This is a genomic window from Rhodococcus sp. Eu-32, assembly GCF_003336925.1.
Lineage (GTDB): Bacteria > Actinomycetota > Actinomycetes > Mycobacteriales > Mycobacteriaceae > Rhodococcoides > Rhodococcoides kyotonensis_B.
The window spans coordinates 166451-182111 of record NZ_QGNK01000012.1; the positions used below are offsets into that span (position 1 = coordinate 166451).

A 15661-nucleotide genomic window follows, 5' to 3' on the forward strand; every position below is an offset into this window, starting at 1 on the left:
GTCGAACTCGGCGCGCGACGCGCACGCTGGCAGGATCGGTACCCATGAGTACCGCCCACGTGGTCATCGCAGTGAAGGATCTGACCACCGCCAAGACGAGGTTGGCCGGTTCGTTCTCGGACGTCGATCGGGCGCGGCTCGTCGTGGCGATGCTGCGTGACACCGTGCAGGCGGCCCGTGCGGTGGAGGCAGTCGGGTCGATCACCGTCGTCACGCCGGATCCGACCGTCGCCGACGTGGCGGACGAGTTGGGGGCTCTCGTCGTCGAGGATCCGGCAGGCGAGGACGGCACGTCCGCCGACCGACTGAACTCGGCGTTCTCGGCTGCGATGACCTCCGCTCGTGCCGGCGGAGAACACGACATCATCGTCCTGCAGGCCGATCTGCCCGCATTGCGTTCGGAGGAACTCGCCGAGGCCTACGAGACCGCACGTCCGGCGTCGAGGTCCGTCGTCAGCGATCACCACGGAACGGGAACGGCTGCACTGATCCTGAAGGCAGGTGCGAGCGACTTCACTCCCCTGTTCGGACCGGCGTCGGCCCAGCGTCACCGACAGTCGGGCGCCGACGATCTCGACGGCACCTGGCCCGGCCTCCGTCTCGACGTGGACACGATCGACGACGTGCGACAAGCACTCTCGTTGGGTGTCGGACCCGCCACCGCGGAAGTTCTCCGTACGCTCGGTTGGTGATGCGGCCACGGCATCGCGATCGAAATGGCCGATCCGAGTTTCAACCATCGACGGAATGGGGGATGATCGTTCTCGTGAGCGACAGCGAAGTACAGACCGGCGAATCGGAATCCACTGGCCCTTCGGGCGGTGTCGAGGCTGCGGAATGGAGCGCTCCCCTAGCGAACGTGACACCGAGCAGTCCGTCCGCCCTACCCGCCGCCACCACTCCCGAGGTCGTCCAGAACAAGGACGCTCTGCCCGAAAATCGTTATCTGAACCGCGAATTGAGCTGGCTGGACTTCAATTCACGCGTTCTCGCTCTCGCGGAGGATTCGTCGCTTCCGCTCCTCGAGCGTGCGAAGTTCCTCGCCATCTTCGCCTCGAATCTCGACGAGTTCTACATGGTCCGCGTCGCGGGTCTGAAACGTCGTGACGAGACGGGGCTGTCGGTCCGATCCGCCGACGGTCTCACTCCCCGCGAACAGCTCGCGCTGATCGGCGAACGGACACAGGAACTTGCGCGTCGCCACGCGCGGGTGCTGCTCGACTCGATCCTGCCCGAGTTGGCATCCGAGGGCATCGAGATCGTCCGGTGGCGAGACCTCGACGACGCCGAACGCGAACGCCTGTCCGCGTACTTCCAGGAACAGATCTTCCCGGTACTGACACCTCTCGCCGTCGACCCCGCCCACCCGTTCCCGTACATCAGCGGCCTCAGCCTCAATCTCGCTGTCACGGTGAAGGATTACGCCACCGCAGGCGAGCACTTCGCGCGCGTCAAGGTTCCGGACAACGTCGACCGTTTCGTGCGTGTGCGACGCGGCGGCGACGGCCAGGCCGTCGATGCGTTCCTCGCGATGGAAGAAGTCATCTCGGCGCACCTCGACGTCCTGTTCCCCGGAATGGAAGTCGTGGAGAGCCATGCGTTCCGCATCACGCGCAACGCGGATTTCGAGGTCGAGGAAGATCGAGACGAGGATCTGCTGCAGGCACTCGAACGCGAGCTGGCGCGTCGCCGATTCGGTTCTCCGGTCCGCCTCGAGATCGCCGACGACATGACCGAGCACATGCTGGGTCTGCTGTTGCGCGAACTCGACGTCGACCCCGGTGACGTCATCCAGGTGCCGGGCCTCCTCGACCTGTCCTGCCTGTGGCAGGTGTACGGCGTCGACCGTCCCACCCTGAAGGACGCACCGTTCGTGCCCGCGACGCATCCGGCGTTCGGCGAGCGCGAAACACCGAAAAGCGTGTTCTCGACGCTGCGCGACGGCGATGTGCTGGTGCAGCATCCGTACGATTCGTTCTCGACGAGTGTGCAGCGCTTCATCGAGCAGGCGGCTGCCGATCCGCACGTGCTCGCCATCAAGCAGACTCTCTACCGCACCTCCGGTGACTCACCGATCGTCAACGCACTCGTCGACGCGGCAGGCGCGGGCAAGCAGGTCGTCGCACTGGTCGAGATCAAGGCGCGGTTCGACGAGCAGGCCAACATCGAATGGGCACGCAAGCTCGAAAAAGCCGGGGTACACGTCGTATACGGTCTCGTCGGCTTGAAGACGCACTGCAAGACGTGCCTCGTCGTTCGACGCGAAGGATCGGTCATTCGTCGGTACTGCCACATCGGAACCGGCAACTACAACCCGAAGACTGCCCGCATCTACGAGGACGTGGGCTTGTTGACGTCGTCGCCCGAGATCGGCGCCGACCTCACCGACCTGTTCAATTCGCTGACCGGATACTCCCGCAAGTCCCACTACCGGAACCTCCTGGTGGCTCCGTACGGGGTTCGACGCGGAATCATCGAGCGCATCGAACGCGAGGTCGAGCACAAGCAGGCCGGCCGCAACGCCGGTGTCCGGTTGAAGGCCAACGCGCTCGTGGACGAACAGGTCATCGACGCCCTGTACCGTGCGTCCGCTGCCGGAGTCCCGATTCAGGTCGTCGTGCGCGGCATCTGCGCGCTGAAGCCAGGAGTACCCGGCCTGAGCGAGAACATCGAGGTGCGTTCCATTCTCGGGCGTTTCCTCGAACACTCACGGGTACTCGAGTTCCGCGGTTCGGAAGAATTCTGGATCGGCAGCGCGGACATGATGCATCGCAATCTGGACCGCCGCGTGGAAGTCATGGCGCAGGTGAAGGATCCACGGTTGACCGCTCAACTCGACGACATCTTCGAGTCCGCTCTCGACCCCACCACGCGCTGCTGGGTTCTGCAGCCCGACGGCAGCTGGGCCGCGTCGCCCGCACAGGGTGAGACCGTGCGCGAGCACCAGGTCGAGCTGATGCGCAGCCGTCGGAGTCGGGCCTCCTGATGAGCCGCGGCGACAAATCGCTGCGCGCCAACATCTTCGCCGCGGGTGCCGTCCTGTGGCGACGATGCCCCGGCGACGGAGGCGACATTCGTGTCGCTCTCGTTCATCGCCCGAAGTACGACGACTGGTCCTTTCCGAAGGGAAAGATCGACCCGGGCGAGAACGCCGTCGTGGCCGCAGTGCGGGAAATCGCCGAGGAGACGGGGTTCGACGCTCGATTGGGCCGGTATCTGACCAAGGTCACGTATCCCGTTCCGGGGCACCAGAAGACGAAGAAGGTCGACTACTGGGCCGCGGAGGCACGCGACGGCAAATTCGAAGCGAACTCCGAAGTGGACGAGCTGAGATGGGTCAGCCCCGAGCACGCCGCGCGTGAATTGTCGTATCCGATGGATCGCAAGGTGCTGAACAAATTCCTGAAGCAACCGGCGGACACCCGGACCCTGTTGCTGGTTCGGCACGGTCGCGCCGGGCAACGATCGCGCTACAAAGGCGACGACGCGTTGCGCCCCTTGGACAAGCTCGGACAAACCCAGGCAGCGGCGCTCGTCGGACAGCTGCGAGCGTTCGGAGCGGAGACCGTGCACGCAGCGAATCGGCGACGGTGTGTGCAAACCGTACAGCCTCTTGCGGACGCGCTGGGGGAACAGATCACGTTGGAACCCTTGCTGTCCGAAGAGGGGTACTGGGAGGACCCGCCGACCGCTCGCCGGCGTGCCCGCGAGATCGCGTCGGCCGATCACGTGACCGCACTGTGCAGTCAGGGCAAGGTCATTCCGGATCTGCTGTCGTGGTGGGCGGAGAAGGACGGCGTCACGCTACCGCCGAACCGCAATCGAAAAGGCAGCGTCTGGGTGCTGACGCTGTACGGCGACAAACTGATCGCGGCCGATCACCTGGCGAGCCCGCTGCCGACCGTGCCTGCCGAGGACTGATACGCGGTACGACACGACACAACGGCCGACACAGAAACGGTCCACGACAACGACATACAGGACGACGACAGGGCCCCGACATCGAATGTCGGGGCCCTGTCGTTGTTTTCGGTACTGCCGTACCGTTCGACGCTTACTTGCGTGCGGTGCGCTTAGCCGGGGCCTTCTTGGCGGCGGTCTTCTTGGCTGCGGTCTTGGCCGGAGCCTTCTTCGCTGCAGCCGTGGTCTTCTTGGCTGCGGTCTTGGCCGGAGCCTTCTTCGCTGCAGCCGTGGTCTTCTTGGCAGCCGTCTTCGCGGGAGCTGCCTTCTTGGCGGCGGCGGTGGTGGTCTTGCGGGCCGTCGTCTTGGCCGGTGCTGCCTTCTTGGCGGCGGCGGTGGTGGTCTTGCGGGCCGTCGTCTTGGCCGGTGCTGCCTTCTTGGCGGCGGCGGTGGTGGTCTTGCGAGCGGTCGTCTTGACTGCTGCCTTCTTGGCTGCGGTCTTCTTCGCTGCTGCAGTCTTCTTCGCCGGCGCAGCAGCCGATCCACGCTTGACGGCGGGGCCGGACGCCGGAAGCTTCTGTCCGCCAGCGATGACGGCCTTGAACTGAGCACCCGGACGGAAAGCAGGAACGTTGGTCGGCTTCACGCGAACGGTCTCGCCGGTACGAGGGTTGCGCGCGACACGAGCCGCACGGCGACGCTGCTCGAACACACCGAATCCGGTGATGGTGACGCTCTCGCCACGGTGAACTGCACGCACGATGGTGTCGACGATGTTCTCGACAGCCTCGGTCGCGCTCCGCCTGTCAGACCCCAACTTCTCGGTCAGGGCATCGATCAGCTCTGCCTTGTTCATGGATTTCCTCCGCAATATTGTGGCCCATCGTCGGACCGACTACTACAACGGTAAACCCCAAGACGTCAAGAGTCTATGCGCCACGCCAATTTTCATCAGGCGCAACGGAAAGATTTACCGCCACAGTAGGTCTCGGAGGCCGAATTTCCTACCCTTCGGACGGGGCCTCGATGCGCTCGGGAAGCGTCGTAGGTTTCCATGAAGGCCTTGCCTTTTCGTACTCGGCAATGGCGTCTACCTGGCGTAACGTCAATCCGATGTCGTCCAGGCCCTCCAGCAGGCGCCACCTCGTGTAGTCGTCAATATCGAAGCGCACCACCAAGGTTCCCGCTGTGACGGTCTTCTCTTCCAGATCGACGGTGATCTCGAGTCCTGGCTGCTCTTCGAGTGCCTTCCAGATCAATTCGACGTCGCTCTGCTCGACCTGTGCGGCCAGCAAACCCGCCTTTCCGGCGTTCCCGCGGAAGATGTCGGCGAAACGCGACGCGATGACGACCCGAAATCCGAAGTCGGAGAGAGCCCACACCGCATGCTCCCTCGAGGACCCCGTTCCGAAGTCCGGTCCCGCCACCAGAACCGAACCGCGGTCGTACGGACTGTTGTTGAGAATGAAATCAGGATCGTTTCGCCACGCGGCGAACAGACCGTCCTCGAAACCCGTACGCGTGACTCGCTTCAGGTACTCGGCCGGAATGATCTGGTCGGTGTCGACGTTCGACCGACGCAGCGGTACGCCGATTCCTTTATGGCTGGTAAAGGGTTCCATCGAAAAATCTCCTACGGTCAACGAATAATTCGTGCGAATGAAAGGCCGGGTCAGACGAGATCGGCGGGCGACGACAGCGTGCCTCGTACCGCAGTGGCAGCCGCGACGAGCGGCGAGACCAGGTGAGTACGGCTCCCTTTCCCTTGACGCCCTTCGAAGTTTCGGTTGGAGGTGGACGCCGAACGCTCGCCGGACGCGAGCTGATCCGGGTTCATTCCGAGACACATCGAGCATCCGGCCTGGCGCCATTCGGCGCCTGCGGCGGTGAAGATCTCACCGAGACCTTCCTCCTCGGCCTGTGCGCGCACGCGCATCGATCCGGGCACGATCAGCATGCGCACACCGTCGGCGACCGTGCGGCCGTCGAGAACCTCTGCGACGGCACGCAGATCCTCGATGCGACCGTTGGTGCAGGATCCGACGAACACGGTGTCGACCGAGACCTCCCGCAACGGAGTTCCTGCCTCGAGACCCATGTACTGCAGCGCCTTCTCGGCAGCCAATTTGGCGCTCTCGTCGGCGAAATCGTCCGGATCGGGAACGCGATCACCGAGTGGCGCGCCCTGCCCCGGGTTGGTACCCCACGTCACGAACGGCGTGAGCGACGACGCGTCGATGTGAACCTCGTTGTCGAAGACGGCATCCGGATCGGTCTTCAGCTGGTCCCACGCCGCGACGGCCTCGTCCCAGTCCGCACCCTGCGGTGCGTGCGGCCGCCCCTTGATGTATTCGTAGGTGATCTCGTCGGGCGCGATCATGCCGGCGCGAGCCCCCGCCTCGATCGACATGTTGCAGATGGTCATTCGAGCTTCCATCGACATCGCGCGGATGGCCTCGCCGCGGTACTCGAGAACGTAACCCTGACCGCCACCGGTGCCGATCTTCGCGATCACGGCGAGGATCAGGTCCTTGCTCGTGACGCCGGGCGCGAGCTGCCCGTCGACGGTGATCGCCATCGTCTTGAACGGACGCAGCGACAGCGTCTGCGTCGCCATGACGTGTTCGACTTCGCTCGTGCCGATTCCCATTGCGATGGCGCCGAAAGCACCGTGCGTCGAAGTGTGACTGTCTCCGCAGACGACGGTCATTCCCGGCTGCGTCAGGCCCAGCTGCGGGCCGATGATGTGGACGATGCCCTGATCCAGATTGCCCATGGGGTGCAGCCGAACTCCGAATTCCTCGCAGTTCTTGCGCAGCGTGTCGACCTGCGTCCGCGACACGACATCCGCGATGGGCGCGAAGATGTCGGCGGTCGGGACGTTGTGGTCTTCGGTGGCGATCGTGAGGTCCGGCCGTCGGAGCGGTCGTCCGGCGAGACGGAGGCCGTCGAACGCCTGAGGACTGGTGACCTCGTGCACGAGATGCAGATCGATGTAGATCAAATCGGGCTCACGCGAAGCACCTTCACCTTCGCCGCGTACGACGACGTGCTGATCCCACACCTTCTCCGCCAGCGTGCGTGCTGTTCCGGACATGGTTACCACCAATCTCTACTTCGCTCGAGTCACTTCTGCCTGTCGCGCCGGTGGGCTACGGGCCGGCCCACGTCGCGTCGTTCGTCGACACTGCACAGCACACCCACTGCGCGCCTCCTCGCATCGTGCGCGCACACTGTGCGGTCTCACAATGTGCATTCCCACTATGCGAGACGCTAGTATCGACCTATGAGACAGCATAGCGGCATCGGAGTTCTGGACAAAGCTATGGGCGTTCTGTACGCGGTAGCCGAGGAGCCCTGCACGCTGAGCGATCTCTGCGCACGAACCGGACTCCCCCGCGCGACGGCCCACCGTCTGGCCGTCGGACTCGAGATCCACCGCCTTCTCACCCGAGACTCCAACGGCCTGTGGCGTCCTGGACCCGGTCTGGCGGAACTCGCCGCCACCGCGTCGGACACGCTTCTCGACGCGGCCGCCTCGGTCCTTCCCCGCTTGCGTGAGATCACCGGCGAGAGCGTGCAGATCTACCGGCACGAAGGATCGGTTCGCGTCTGCGTCGCCTCCATGGAACCCCCGACGGGACTGCGCGACACGGTCCTCGTCGGAGCGCGCCTTCCGATGACTGCAGGCTCCGGCGCCAAGGTCCTTCTGGCGTGGGCCGATCCGCACGCTCAACGAGCGATATTGCCCGAGGCCGAATTCGGCGAGCGCGCGTTGGCCGAGGTGCGTCGACGCGGGTGGGCACAGAGTGCAGGCGAGCGTGAGCCCGGCGTCGCGTCGGTGGCCGCGCCGATTCGCGACGCCGTCGGCAATGTCGTTGCGGCAGTGTCGGTTTCCGGGCCGATCGATCGAATCGGACGGCGCCCCGGCGCCCGCTGGGCCGCCGACCTCCTCGCGGCGGCGGAGGCCATTCACAAGCGATTGTGAGCTGTCGTTCGTCGAATGCGAACACCGATCGGTCTCCTCTGATAGGAAGATGCTCGTGGGAACCAATCAACGGGCACAGATCACGATGACCGACGCCGAGATCGGCGAATTTCTCGAACGCAGCCGCGTCGCAACCCTCGCGACGATCGGTCGTGACGGCACACCGCATCTCGTCGCGATGTGGTACGCGCTGCTCGACGGCGAAATCTGGTTCGAGACCAAAGCGAAGTCCCAGAAGGCCGTCAACCTACGCCGCGATCCGCGCATCACGGTTCTCGTCGAGGACGGTCATACGTACGACACACTGCGCGGTGTGTCGATCGACGGCCACGCCGAGGTCGTCGACGATCCGGACGCCACCCTGAACGTCGGCATCAGCGTCTGGGAGCGCTACACCGGTCCCTATTCGGACGAGGTTCGCCCGATGGTCGAGCAGATGATGAACAAGAGAATCGTCGTTCGCGTCGTCGTCGACCGGATTCGTTCCTGGGATCACCGCAAACTGGGGCTCCCGACGCTTCCGCTCGGCGGCACCACGGCTCAGTACCTTTCGAAAATGGGGTGAGTCCGACCTGCCGGGAGGAGTACCTTCGTGGGCAGTCGACGCCCGAGGAGTGATCATGACCCAGTCCGACAACGAGAATCTGAAGAAGAAGTTCCGCGAAGTGCTGGACAAGAAGAACCACAAGTCGGTGACCGCGACCGACCACCTGGACGGCGGACCCAAGGTGCACAACGCGCACGGGCCGGCCGATCACCAGAAGATGTTCCGGCGCAAGAGTGTATGACCGTCCCGACGAACGAAAAGACCCTCCCACCGCGATCGGTGGGAGGGTTTTCGTTGTAGCCCCGACGGGATTCGAACCCGCGCTACCGCCTTGAGAGGGCGGCGTCCTAGGCCGCTAGACGACGGGGCCAGGATCTTTACAGCACTTGCAGTGTTGCTTCCGGTTGCACTCCGCCAACCACTCGCTGAGTGCTCAGGAAGCTTAACCGGCTCGCGCTCTGCGACCAAATCGCCGCTTCGCGCTTGCTGGGGTACCAGGACTCGAACCTAGAATGGCGGTACCAGAAACCGCTGTGTTGCCAATTACACCATACCCCAATGACCTTCTCGAACTGCTCGGCGAGCGTTTCCGCTGCGCTCCGCACCTCGTTTCGAGCCGTGATAGAGATTAGCAGGGCCCACCCATGATTCTCCAAATCGCCTGGTCAGAGGCACTGACCTGACTCCGCGGCCCCGTCGATGGCCCGTAAATGACACTACTGAAGACTGCATGGGGTGAACGTTCGCGAGGATCCGCCGTGAAGATGGTCGTCGCACCGTCGGGCGCGGGTGGCGTCCTGGTTCCGATCGATGACGACGGAACGGTCCGCGACGGAATCACATGTTCCGATCTTGCGGACACCGTCTGCAGGATCGAGGCCGACTCTCACCCACGCTGGATCTGGGACTCTGCAGCGCGCGTCTATCCCCCGCTGCTCGACGCAGGCGTTCGCGTCCAGCGCTGCCACGACCTCGAGCTCACCGAGTCGATTCTGGCGACGCGGCGCGGCGAGGTGATGGTGGCCGCCGTCGACCGCGACGATCGGCCGGGCCTCTTCGAGACGTACGACCCTCCGTCGCCTGGCTCATTGGTCGAGTCGTATCGGACGCACGCCATCGCGATGCAGAATTCGGCGACGCTTCGACTGCTCGTCGCCGCCGAATCGGCGGGAGCACTCACCGCCGCAGAGATGAGCTACGACGGGCTGCCGTTCTCGTCGACGCGTCATCGGCAGTACCTCGAGACAGTCCTGGGTCCCCGTCCACCCGACGGATCGCTGCCGCGGTCGATGATCGAACTGGAAATCGCCGTCGGCGAGGTCTTCGGTCGCCGAGTCAATCCGGCATCGCCCGCCGAGGTGGTGGCCGCATTCGCCCGGGAGGACATCGTGCTCGACTCCACACGCGCCCATGTTCTGCGACGGATCGACCATCCTGCGATCCCGCTGATTCTTCGCTACCGCGATCTCGCGAAATTGTTCAGCACCAACGGATGGTCGTGGCTCGACACCTGGGTGAGGAACGACCGGTTCCGTCCCGTGTACGTTCCCGGTGGGGTCGTGTCCGGGCGTTGGGCGAGCCGTGGCGGCGGTGCACTGCAGATTCCGAAAGCCCTGCGGCACAGTGTGATCGCGGATACAGGACACACCTTCGTGATCGCCGACGCCGGTCAGTTGGAGCCGCGCATTCTCGCCGCGATGTCGGGTGATCGACAGATGATGGATGCAGCGGGCAGCGACGATCTTTACGCACTGGTCGCCGGCGCCGCATTCGGCGGGGACCGAGCCAAGGCCAAGGTCGCGATCCTCGGAGTCCTCTACGGCGCGACGTCGGGTGACGCGCGGGCCCTCCTCACGCTGCTGCGTCGCCGCTTCCCGGACGCCGTCGACTACGTGGAACGCGCCGCGCGCGCCGGCGAACGGGGTGAGACGGTCCGTTCGTGGCTCGGACGAGCCTGCCCGCCGCCGACGCCGGAGTGGTGGTCCCAGGGCGACACCCATGCCCGCGGCCGCTTCACACGGAACTTCGTCGTGCAGGCGACGGCGTCGGAATGGGCGCTTTGTCTCCTGGCCGAACTACGGCGACGCCTGTCGGCACATCCAGGATCGGGCGAACTGGTGTTCTTTCAACACGACGAAGTCATGGTCCATACGTCCGACCCCGACACCGCGCGCGGACTCGTCGTCGACTCCGCGCTGGCGGCGACGCGACTGCTGTTCGGCGACACCGTCGTACGCTTCCCGATGGACATCGCGGTCCGGCCGCACTACGCCGATCCCGAATGACCGTTCGGTCCCGGGCCGTCGAAACTGACGTCGATCTCCTCGAACCCCTTGCTGCGTTGCGCCTCCGCCTGCCCGGTGTAGGTGAGACGGTCCCCTTCGGTCAGGTCGACATCGTCGGTGAACGGGGTCAACAGCGAACGCGGATAGAGCTTGTCGACGCGTACGACGTTGATCTCGACCGCGACGACGACGAGAACCGCTGCGACGTACATGAAGGCGAGCAGTCCGAGCACGACCGCGAACACACCGTTGATGATCGAGGCTCGGCTCACGACATGTTTGATGTAGACCCCGCCGAACGTCTGCAGGAGCTGCCAGATCACCCCTGCCGCTACAGCACCCGGCAACACGTCCCCCACCGACAGTGGCCTCGCCGTGGCGAGCCGGAACGCGACACCGAACACCACGATGTTCAACAGAACGACAGCAGCCAGCACGACGGTGCCCGTGATCTCCCCGAAGTAGCCCGCGGAGCTGATCACATTGACCGCGGTGATGCCGAGTACCGCGACTCCGACGGTACTGAGCAGCCCCAGACCGCGTAGGCGTGCCCGGATCGGGTCCGGGCGCAGATTCTTCGGGACGGCCCACGCGGTGTTCATCGCATTCTGGAACGCCACCGCGACACCGAGACCGCCGTACAACGATCCGACGACGCCGACGACGAGACCCAGTGTGCCGCCACCGATGCGAGTGGGTTCGCCGACGTCCTGCCCGACGATCGGAATCTGATTCAGCGCCGAGTCCAGAATCTGTTGCTGCAGATCGGGATTGCCCGCGAGCACGATCCCCAGAATGGTCGAGCCCAACAGCAACAGCGGAAAAAGAGATACGAACGCGTAGTAGGCGATCAGGGCGGCGAGGTAGCCACCCTGATCGTCGACGAACTTGTAGACGACGGCGAGCGGAAACCCGACCACCGGATGTCTGCGTTGGAACCGGTCCACCCGGCCGGAAGCGCTCACCGGCTCGCCATCGGGTGGATCAACCCACCAGGGCGCGCGCCGCGCCGAGTCGAGCGAGCGACTTGTCGCGGCCGAGCAGTTCCATGGATTCGTACAGCGGCGGGCTGATGTGCGACCCGGTGATCGCAACGCGCACGGGAGCGAATGCCTTGCGGGGCTTGAGCCCCAGACCGTCGATCAGCGCGGACTTCAGCGATTCCTCGAGCTCGGCTGTCTTCCATTCGGGCAGTGCCGTCAACGCGGCGATGGTCGCGTCGAGCACCGGGCCCGCGTCGGCACCGAGATTCTTCGACGCGGCCGCCGGACCGATCTCGAATTCGTCGTCGGACACGTACAGGAACTTCAGCAGCCCCCACGCGTCGGACAGCACGACGATGCGTGTCTGCACCAGATCCGCGGCGATCGCGAACTGCGCCTCGTCGATCTCGGCAGGCAGATGGCCGTGCTCGGTGAGGAAGGCACGCAGACGCGTCGCGAAATCCGCCGGCTCCAGCAGTCGGATCTGCTCGGCGTTGATGGCGTCGGCCTTCTTCTGGTCGAAGCGCGCCGGGTTCGAGTTGACCTTGCCGATCTCGAACGCCTCGACCATCTCCTCCAACGAGAACACGTCGTGATCGTCCGAAATCCCCCACCCGAGCAATGCCAGATAGTTGAGCAGCCCTTCGGGAACGAACCCGCGGTCGCGGTGAATGAACAGATTCGACTCGGGATCGCGCTTGGACAGCTTCTTGTTTCCCTGCCCCATCACGAAGGGAAGGTGACCGAATTCCGGTGTCCGCTGCGCGACTCCGATACGGACCAACGCTTCGTACAGCGCGAGCTGACGCGGCGTCGACGACAGGAGGTCCTCACCACGGAGAACATGGGTGATGTTCATGAGTGCGTCGTCGACAGGATTGACCAACGTGTACAACGGGATTCCGTTGCCACGGGTGAGCGCGAAGTCCGGAACCGTTCCCGCCTTGAACGTCGTCTCGCCGCGCACCAAGTCGTTCCACGTCAGATCGTGATCCGGCATACGAAGGCGCACAACGGATTTGCGGCCCTCGTCGACGAACGACTGCTTCTGTTCCGGCGTGAGGTCACGATCGAAATTGTCGTACCCGAGCTTCGGATCACGACCTGCCGCCTTGTGCCTGGCCTCGACTTCCTCGGGCGTCGAGAAGCTCTCGTACGCCTCCCCTGCCTCCAGAAGCTTCGCGACGACCTCGAGGTGCTGGTCGCGTCGAAGCGATTGCCGATACGGTTCGTACGGTCCACCGACCTCGGGGCCCTCGTCCCACGTCAGACCGAGCCAGCGCAAGGCGTCGAGAAGGGCGGCGTAGGACTCCTCGGAGTCGCGGGCCGCGTCGGTGTCCTCGATGCGGAAGACGAACGAGCCACCGTGGTGGCGCGCGAACGCCCAGTTGAACAGCGCGGTGCGGATGAGGCCGACATGGGGTGTGCCCGTCGGCGAAGGGCAGAATCGGACTCGTACTTCGGTGGAGGTCATGTCTCGCTCACGTTCGAGGGCTTGAGTGTGGGTGTCTAGTTCTTGGCGACGACAGGGTTCGTCAACGTTCCGATGCCCTCGACGGTGATCGACACCGACTGGCCGTCGGCGATCGGCCCGACGCCCTCCGGCGTTCCGGTCAGGATGACGTCACCGGGCAGCAGAGTCATGACGGCGGAGACCCATTCGATGATTTTCGGGATGTCGTGCAACAGCAGCGACGTGCGGCTGTGCTGCTTGACCTGGCCGTCGACCTCGGTCTTGATCTCGACGTCCGATGCATCGAGCGACGTCTCGATCCACGGACCGAGCGGGCAGAACGTGTCATGCCCCTTCGCCCTGGTCCACTGACCGTCGGCACGCTGGTGATCGCGGGCGGATACATCGTTGGCGACGGTGTATCCGAGCACGACGTCGAGAGCCTTGGACGCGGGAACGTCCTTGCAGGGGCGGCCGATGACGACCGCGAGTTCGCCTTCGTAATGAACTTCGTTCGACGTCGGGGGAAGCACGATCGGAGCGCCCGGTCCGACGATCGACGTGTTGGGCTTGATGAAGATGACGGGAGATTCCGGCGCTTCGCCACCCATCTCCGCGGCGTGCGCCGCGTAGTTCTTGCCGATCGCGATCACCTTGCTGGCGAGAATCGGCGCCAGCAAGCGAACATCGGCGAGCGGCCACGAGCGCCCGGTGAAGGTCGGTGTGCCGAAAGGATGTTCGGCGATTTCCTTGGCAGTCTGCGCGTCACCCTTCCCTTCGATACTCACGAAAGCCACACCGTCAGGACTTGCAATTCGACCCAGTCGCATACCGAAAGTCTATCGACCCACGTTTTCCTCGTGGCCGGGCCGTCGAATTGCCCACCACTGTCGCGGAGTACAGTCGATCGCAGAGTTCACACTGAGAGATTCAGTGTCCACATAGTGAGATGGAGCAGTGAGGAACGTGACGAGAACCGACAGTGAGAGCCGGACGACGAGTCGTCGAAAGTGGTTCATGCTCGGGCTCGGAATGCTTGCCCAGACCGCAGGAGCCGTGTTCATCAACGGCGCCGCCTTCCTGATCCCCGCACTGCACGACGATCTCGGCCTCAGTTTCGCGACCGCCGGAATTCTCGTCGCGATGCCGACGGTCGGCATCATGCTGACGCTCATCGCATGGGGCGTGCTCGTCGATCGCGTCGGCGAAAGGCTCGTTCTGGCAATTGGATTGGGGCTCACCGCACTCGCGAGTGTCGCCGCGTACTTCACCACTTCGCTACCGATACTCGGACTGTGCCTTCTGGTCGGTGGAATGGCTGCAGCCAGTGCCAACAGTGCGAGCGGACGCGTCGTCGTCGGCTGGTTCCCGCCGAAGCAGCGTGGGCTCGCCATGGGAATCCGTCAGATGTCGGTTCCATTGGGTGTCGCTGTCGCCGCGATGACCATCCCGTCCATCGCGCGCGACCACGGCGTCGGATCCGCTCTGCTCGTCCCAGCGGTCATCTGTGGACTCGGCGCGATTCTGTGCCTGGGCGTCGTCGATCCCCCGCGTCCGGACCGCGCTGCGGCGGAGAAGCAAGGACTGCTGGTCAACCCGTACCGCACGAGCAGCCAGCTGTGGCGTATCCATTCGACGTCGATCCTGCTCGTCGTGCCGCAGTACGTCGTGTGGACGTACGCACTCGTGTGGTTGATGTCCGACCGCGGATGGTCCGCCGCATCGGCCGGTGTACTCGTCACCGCAACCCAGATCCTGGGAGCCCTCGGCCGCATGGGCGTCGGCGCACTGTCCGACCGCGTCGGCAGCCGAATGCGTCCGCTCCGCTGGGTCGCCGTATCGACGACGGTCACCATGCTCGTACTCGCGATCACCAACTGGATGGACTCCCCCGTGTCCATCGTCGTCATGGTCGTCGCATCGGTCGTCACCGTCGCACCCAACGGGTTGGCCTTCACCGCGGTCGCTGAGTTCGCGGGACCGTACTGGAGCGGTCGTGCGCTGGGAATGCAGAACACAGGTCAGTACATCGCCGCGTCCCTCGTACCCCCGGCATTCGGCGCCCTCGCGGCCGTCAGCTTTCCCGTGGCGTTCCTGGTGTCCTCGGTCTTCCCTGCCCTGTCCGTCCCCGTCATCCCGGCGGACCACGAGTCGAAGGACTGACCGGAGGCGGTTGGGGGCGCGGCGGTCGGGGGCGCGGCGGTCGGGGGCGCGGCGGTCCGGGGCGCGCCCGTTCTGGTGACCGAATGTCACCTTCGGTCACTTGGGCCCGCCGGATCAGCAGCGAGGGCGTCCTTCGCTCACTCTGAGTGACCGAAGGCGTCCCTCGCTCAGGTCAGCCCGTCGGATATAAGCGAGGGCGCCCCTCGCTCACTCACGGCAGTCTCAAGCGGTCGATGCACCACCGCTCCTGACCAGGAAGAAGTAGGTGGTGTGTCGTGGGTAGAACGCGGGGCAAATCGGAAGAAGTGCGCGATAGCTTCTACGCCATGATCGATTCCGGGG

At 64.6% G+C, this 15661-nt stretch carries 14 protein-coding genes and 2 tRNA genes; 8 read left to right on the forward strand and 8 right to left on the reverse strand.

The annotated features are described in order from the left end of the window. Positions 1-44: 44 nt before the first annotated feature. The 3 genes from cofC (at position 45) to DK926_RS16245 (ending at position 3921) form a co-directional block, all read left to right on the forward strand. Entirely contained in the window at positions 45-692 is a 648-nt protein-coding gene (cofC, locus tag DK926_RS16235) for a 2-phospho-L-lactate guanylyltransferase (RefSeq protein WP_207890844.1), read from the forward strand. 167 nt (positions 693-859) lie between these two features. Further along, positions 860-2986 (forward strand): RNA degradosome polyphosphate kinase, encoded by a 2127-nt coding sequence (locus DK926_RS16240; RefSeq protein WP_243636849.1) that lies wholly within the window; start codon positions 860-862, stop codon positions 2984-2986. Then, positions 2986-3921 carry an NUDIX hydrolase gene (locus DK926_RS16245; protein WP_114331264.1) on the forward strand — a complete coding sequence of 312 codons (936 nt, stop codon included), beginning with the start codon at positions 2986-2988 and terminating at the stop codon, positions 3919-3921. Before DK926_RS16240 ends, DK926_RS16245 begins: the two co-directional genes overlap by 1 nt. A gap of 133 nt (positions 3922-4054) precedes the next feature. Here DK926_RS16245 and DK926_RS16250 read toward each other — a convergent pair whose 3' ends face one another. The 3 genes from DK926_RS16250 to leuC all read right to left on the reverse strand — a co-directional run bounded on the left by DK926_RS16250 (position 4055) and on the right by leuC (position 6997). Beyond that, a complete protein-coding gene (locus DK926_RS16250; protein WP_114331265.1) occupies positions 4055-4756 on the reverse strand; it encodes an HU family DNA-binding protein in 702 nt (233 codons plus the stop codon). Between the two features lie 148 nt (positions 4757-4904). Beyond that, entirely contained in the window at positions 4905-5522 is a 618-nt protein-coding gene (gene leuD / locus DK926_RS16255; protein WP_068428474.1) for a 3-isopropylmalate dehydratase small subunit, read from the reverse strand. A 50-nt stretch (positions 5523-5572) separates the two neighbouring features. After that, positions 5573-6997, reverse strand: coding sequence for a 3-isopropylmalate dehydratase large subunit (gene leuC / locus DK926_RS16260; RefSeq protein ID WP_114331266.1), 1425 nt, complete (start codon positions 6995-6997; stop codon positions 5573-5575). Between the two features lie 189 nt (positions 6998-7186). Between leuC and DK926_RS16265 the strand changes: the two genes are divergently transcribed. Genes DK926_RS16265 through DK926_RS26665 form a run of 3 tightly spaced genes read left to right on the forward strand, consistent with a single transcriptional unit; the run spans position 7187 to position 8676 of the window. Then, a complete protein-coding gene (locus DK926_RS16265; RefSeq protein ID WP_114331267.1) occupies positions 7187-7888 on the forward strand; it encodes an IclR family transcriptional regulator in 702 nt (233 codons plus the stop codon). Between the two features lie 55 nt (positions 7889-7943). Continuing rightward, complete coding sequence (locus tag DK926_RS16270) at positions 7944-8453, forward strand: PPOX class F420-dependent oxidoreductase (protein ID WP_114331288.1); 510 nt, start codon at positions 7944-7946, stop codon at positions 8451-8453. Positions 8454-8508: 55 nt separating this feature from the next. Continuing rightward, complete coding sequence (locus DK926_RS26665; RefSeq protein ID WP_165839592.1) at positions 8509-8676, forward strand: DUF5302 domain-containing protein; 168 nt, start codon at positions 8509-8511, stop codon at positions 8674-8676. 56 nt (positions 8677-8732) lie between these two features. Here DK926_RS26665 and DK926_RS16275 read toward each other — a convergent pair. Both DK926_RS16275 and DK926_RS16280 read right to left on the reverse strand, forming a co-directional pair. Further along, positions 8733-8805, reverse strand: a tRNA-Glu gene (locus DK926_RS16275). Positions 8806-8921: 116 nt separating this feature from the next. Further along, positions 8922-8993: transfer RNA gene (locus DK926_RS16280), tRNA-Gln, on the reverse strand. A 206-nt stretch (positions 8994-9199) separates the two neighbouring features. On the opposite strand from DK926_RS16280, the gene DK926_RS16285 reads away from it, so the two are divergent. Then, positions 9200-10720, forward strand: coding sequence for a bifunctional 3'-5' exonuclease/DNA polymerase (locus DK926_RS16285; RefSeq protein WP_114331289.1), 1521 nt, complete (start codon positions 9200-9202; stop codon positions 10718-10720). Here the strand turns inward: DK926_RS16285 and DK926_RS16290 are convergent. Genes DK926_RS16290 through DK926_RS16300 form a run of 3 tightly spaced genes read right to left on the reverse strand, consistent with a single transcriptional unit; the run spans position 10702 to position 13986 of the window. After that, on the reverse strand, positions 10702-11685 hold the full coding sequence (locus DK926_RS16290) for a YihY/virulence factor BrkB family protein (RefSeq protein ID WP_207890845.1): 984 nt from the start codon (positions 11683-11685) through the stop codon (positions 10702-10704). The genes DK926_RS16285 and DK926_RS16290 overlap by 19 nt on opposite strands. 19 nt (positions 11686-11704) lie before the next feature. Continuing rightward, entirely contained in the window at positions 11705-13177 is a 1473-nt protein-coding gene (gene gltX / locus DK926_RS16295) for a glutamate--tRNA ligase (protein ID WP_114331269.1), read from the reverse strand. Between the two features lie 35 nt (positions 13178-13212). After that, entirely contained in the window at positions 13213-13986 is a 774-nt protein-coding gene (locus DK926_RS16300) for a fumarylacetoacetate hydrolase family protein (protein WP_114331270.1), read from the reverse strand. 187 nt (positions 13987-14173) lie between these two features. Between DK926_RS16300 and DK926_RS16305 the strand changes: the two genes are divergently transcribed. Further along, positions 14174-15319, forward strand: coding sequence for an MFS transporter (locus tag DK926_RS16305; protein WP_114331271.1), 1146 nt, complete (start codon positions 14174-14176; stop codon positions 15317-15319). Positions 15320-15661 lie beyond the last annotated feature (342 nt).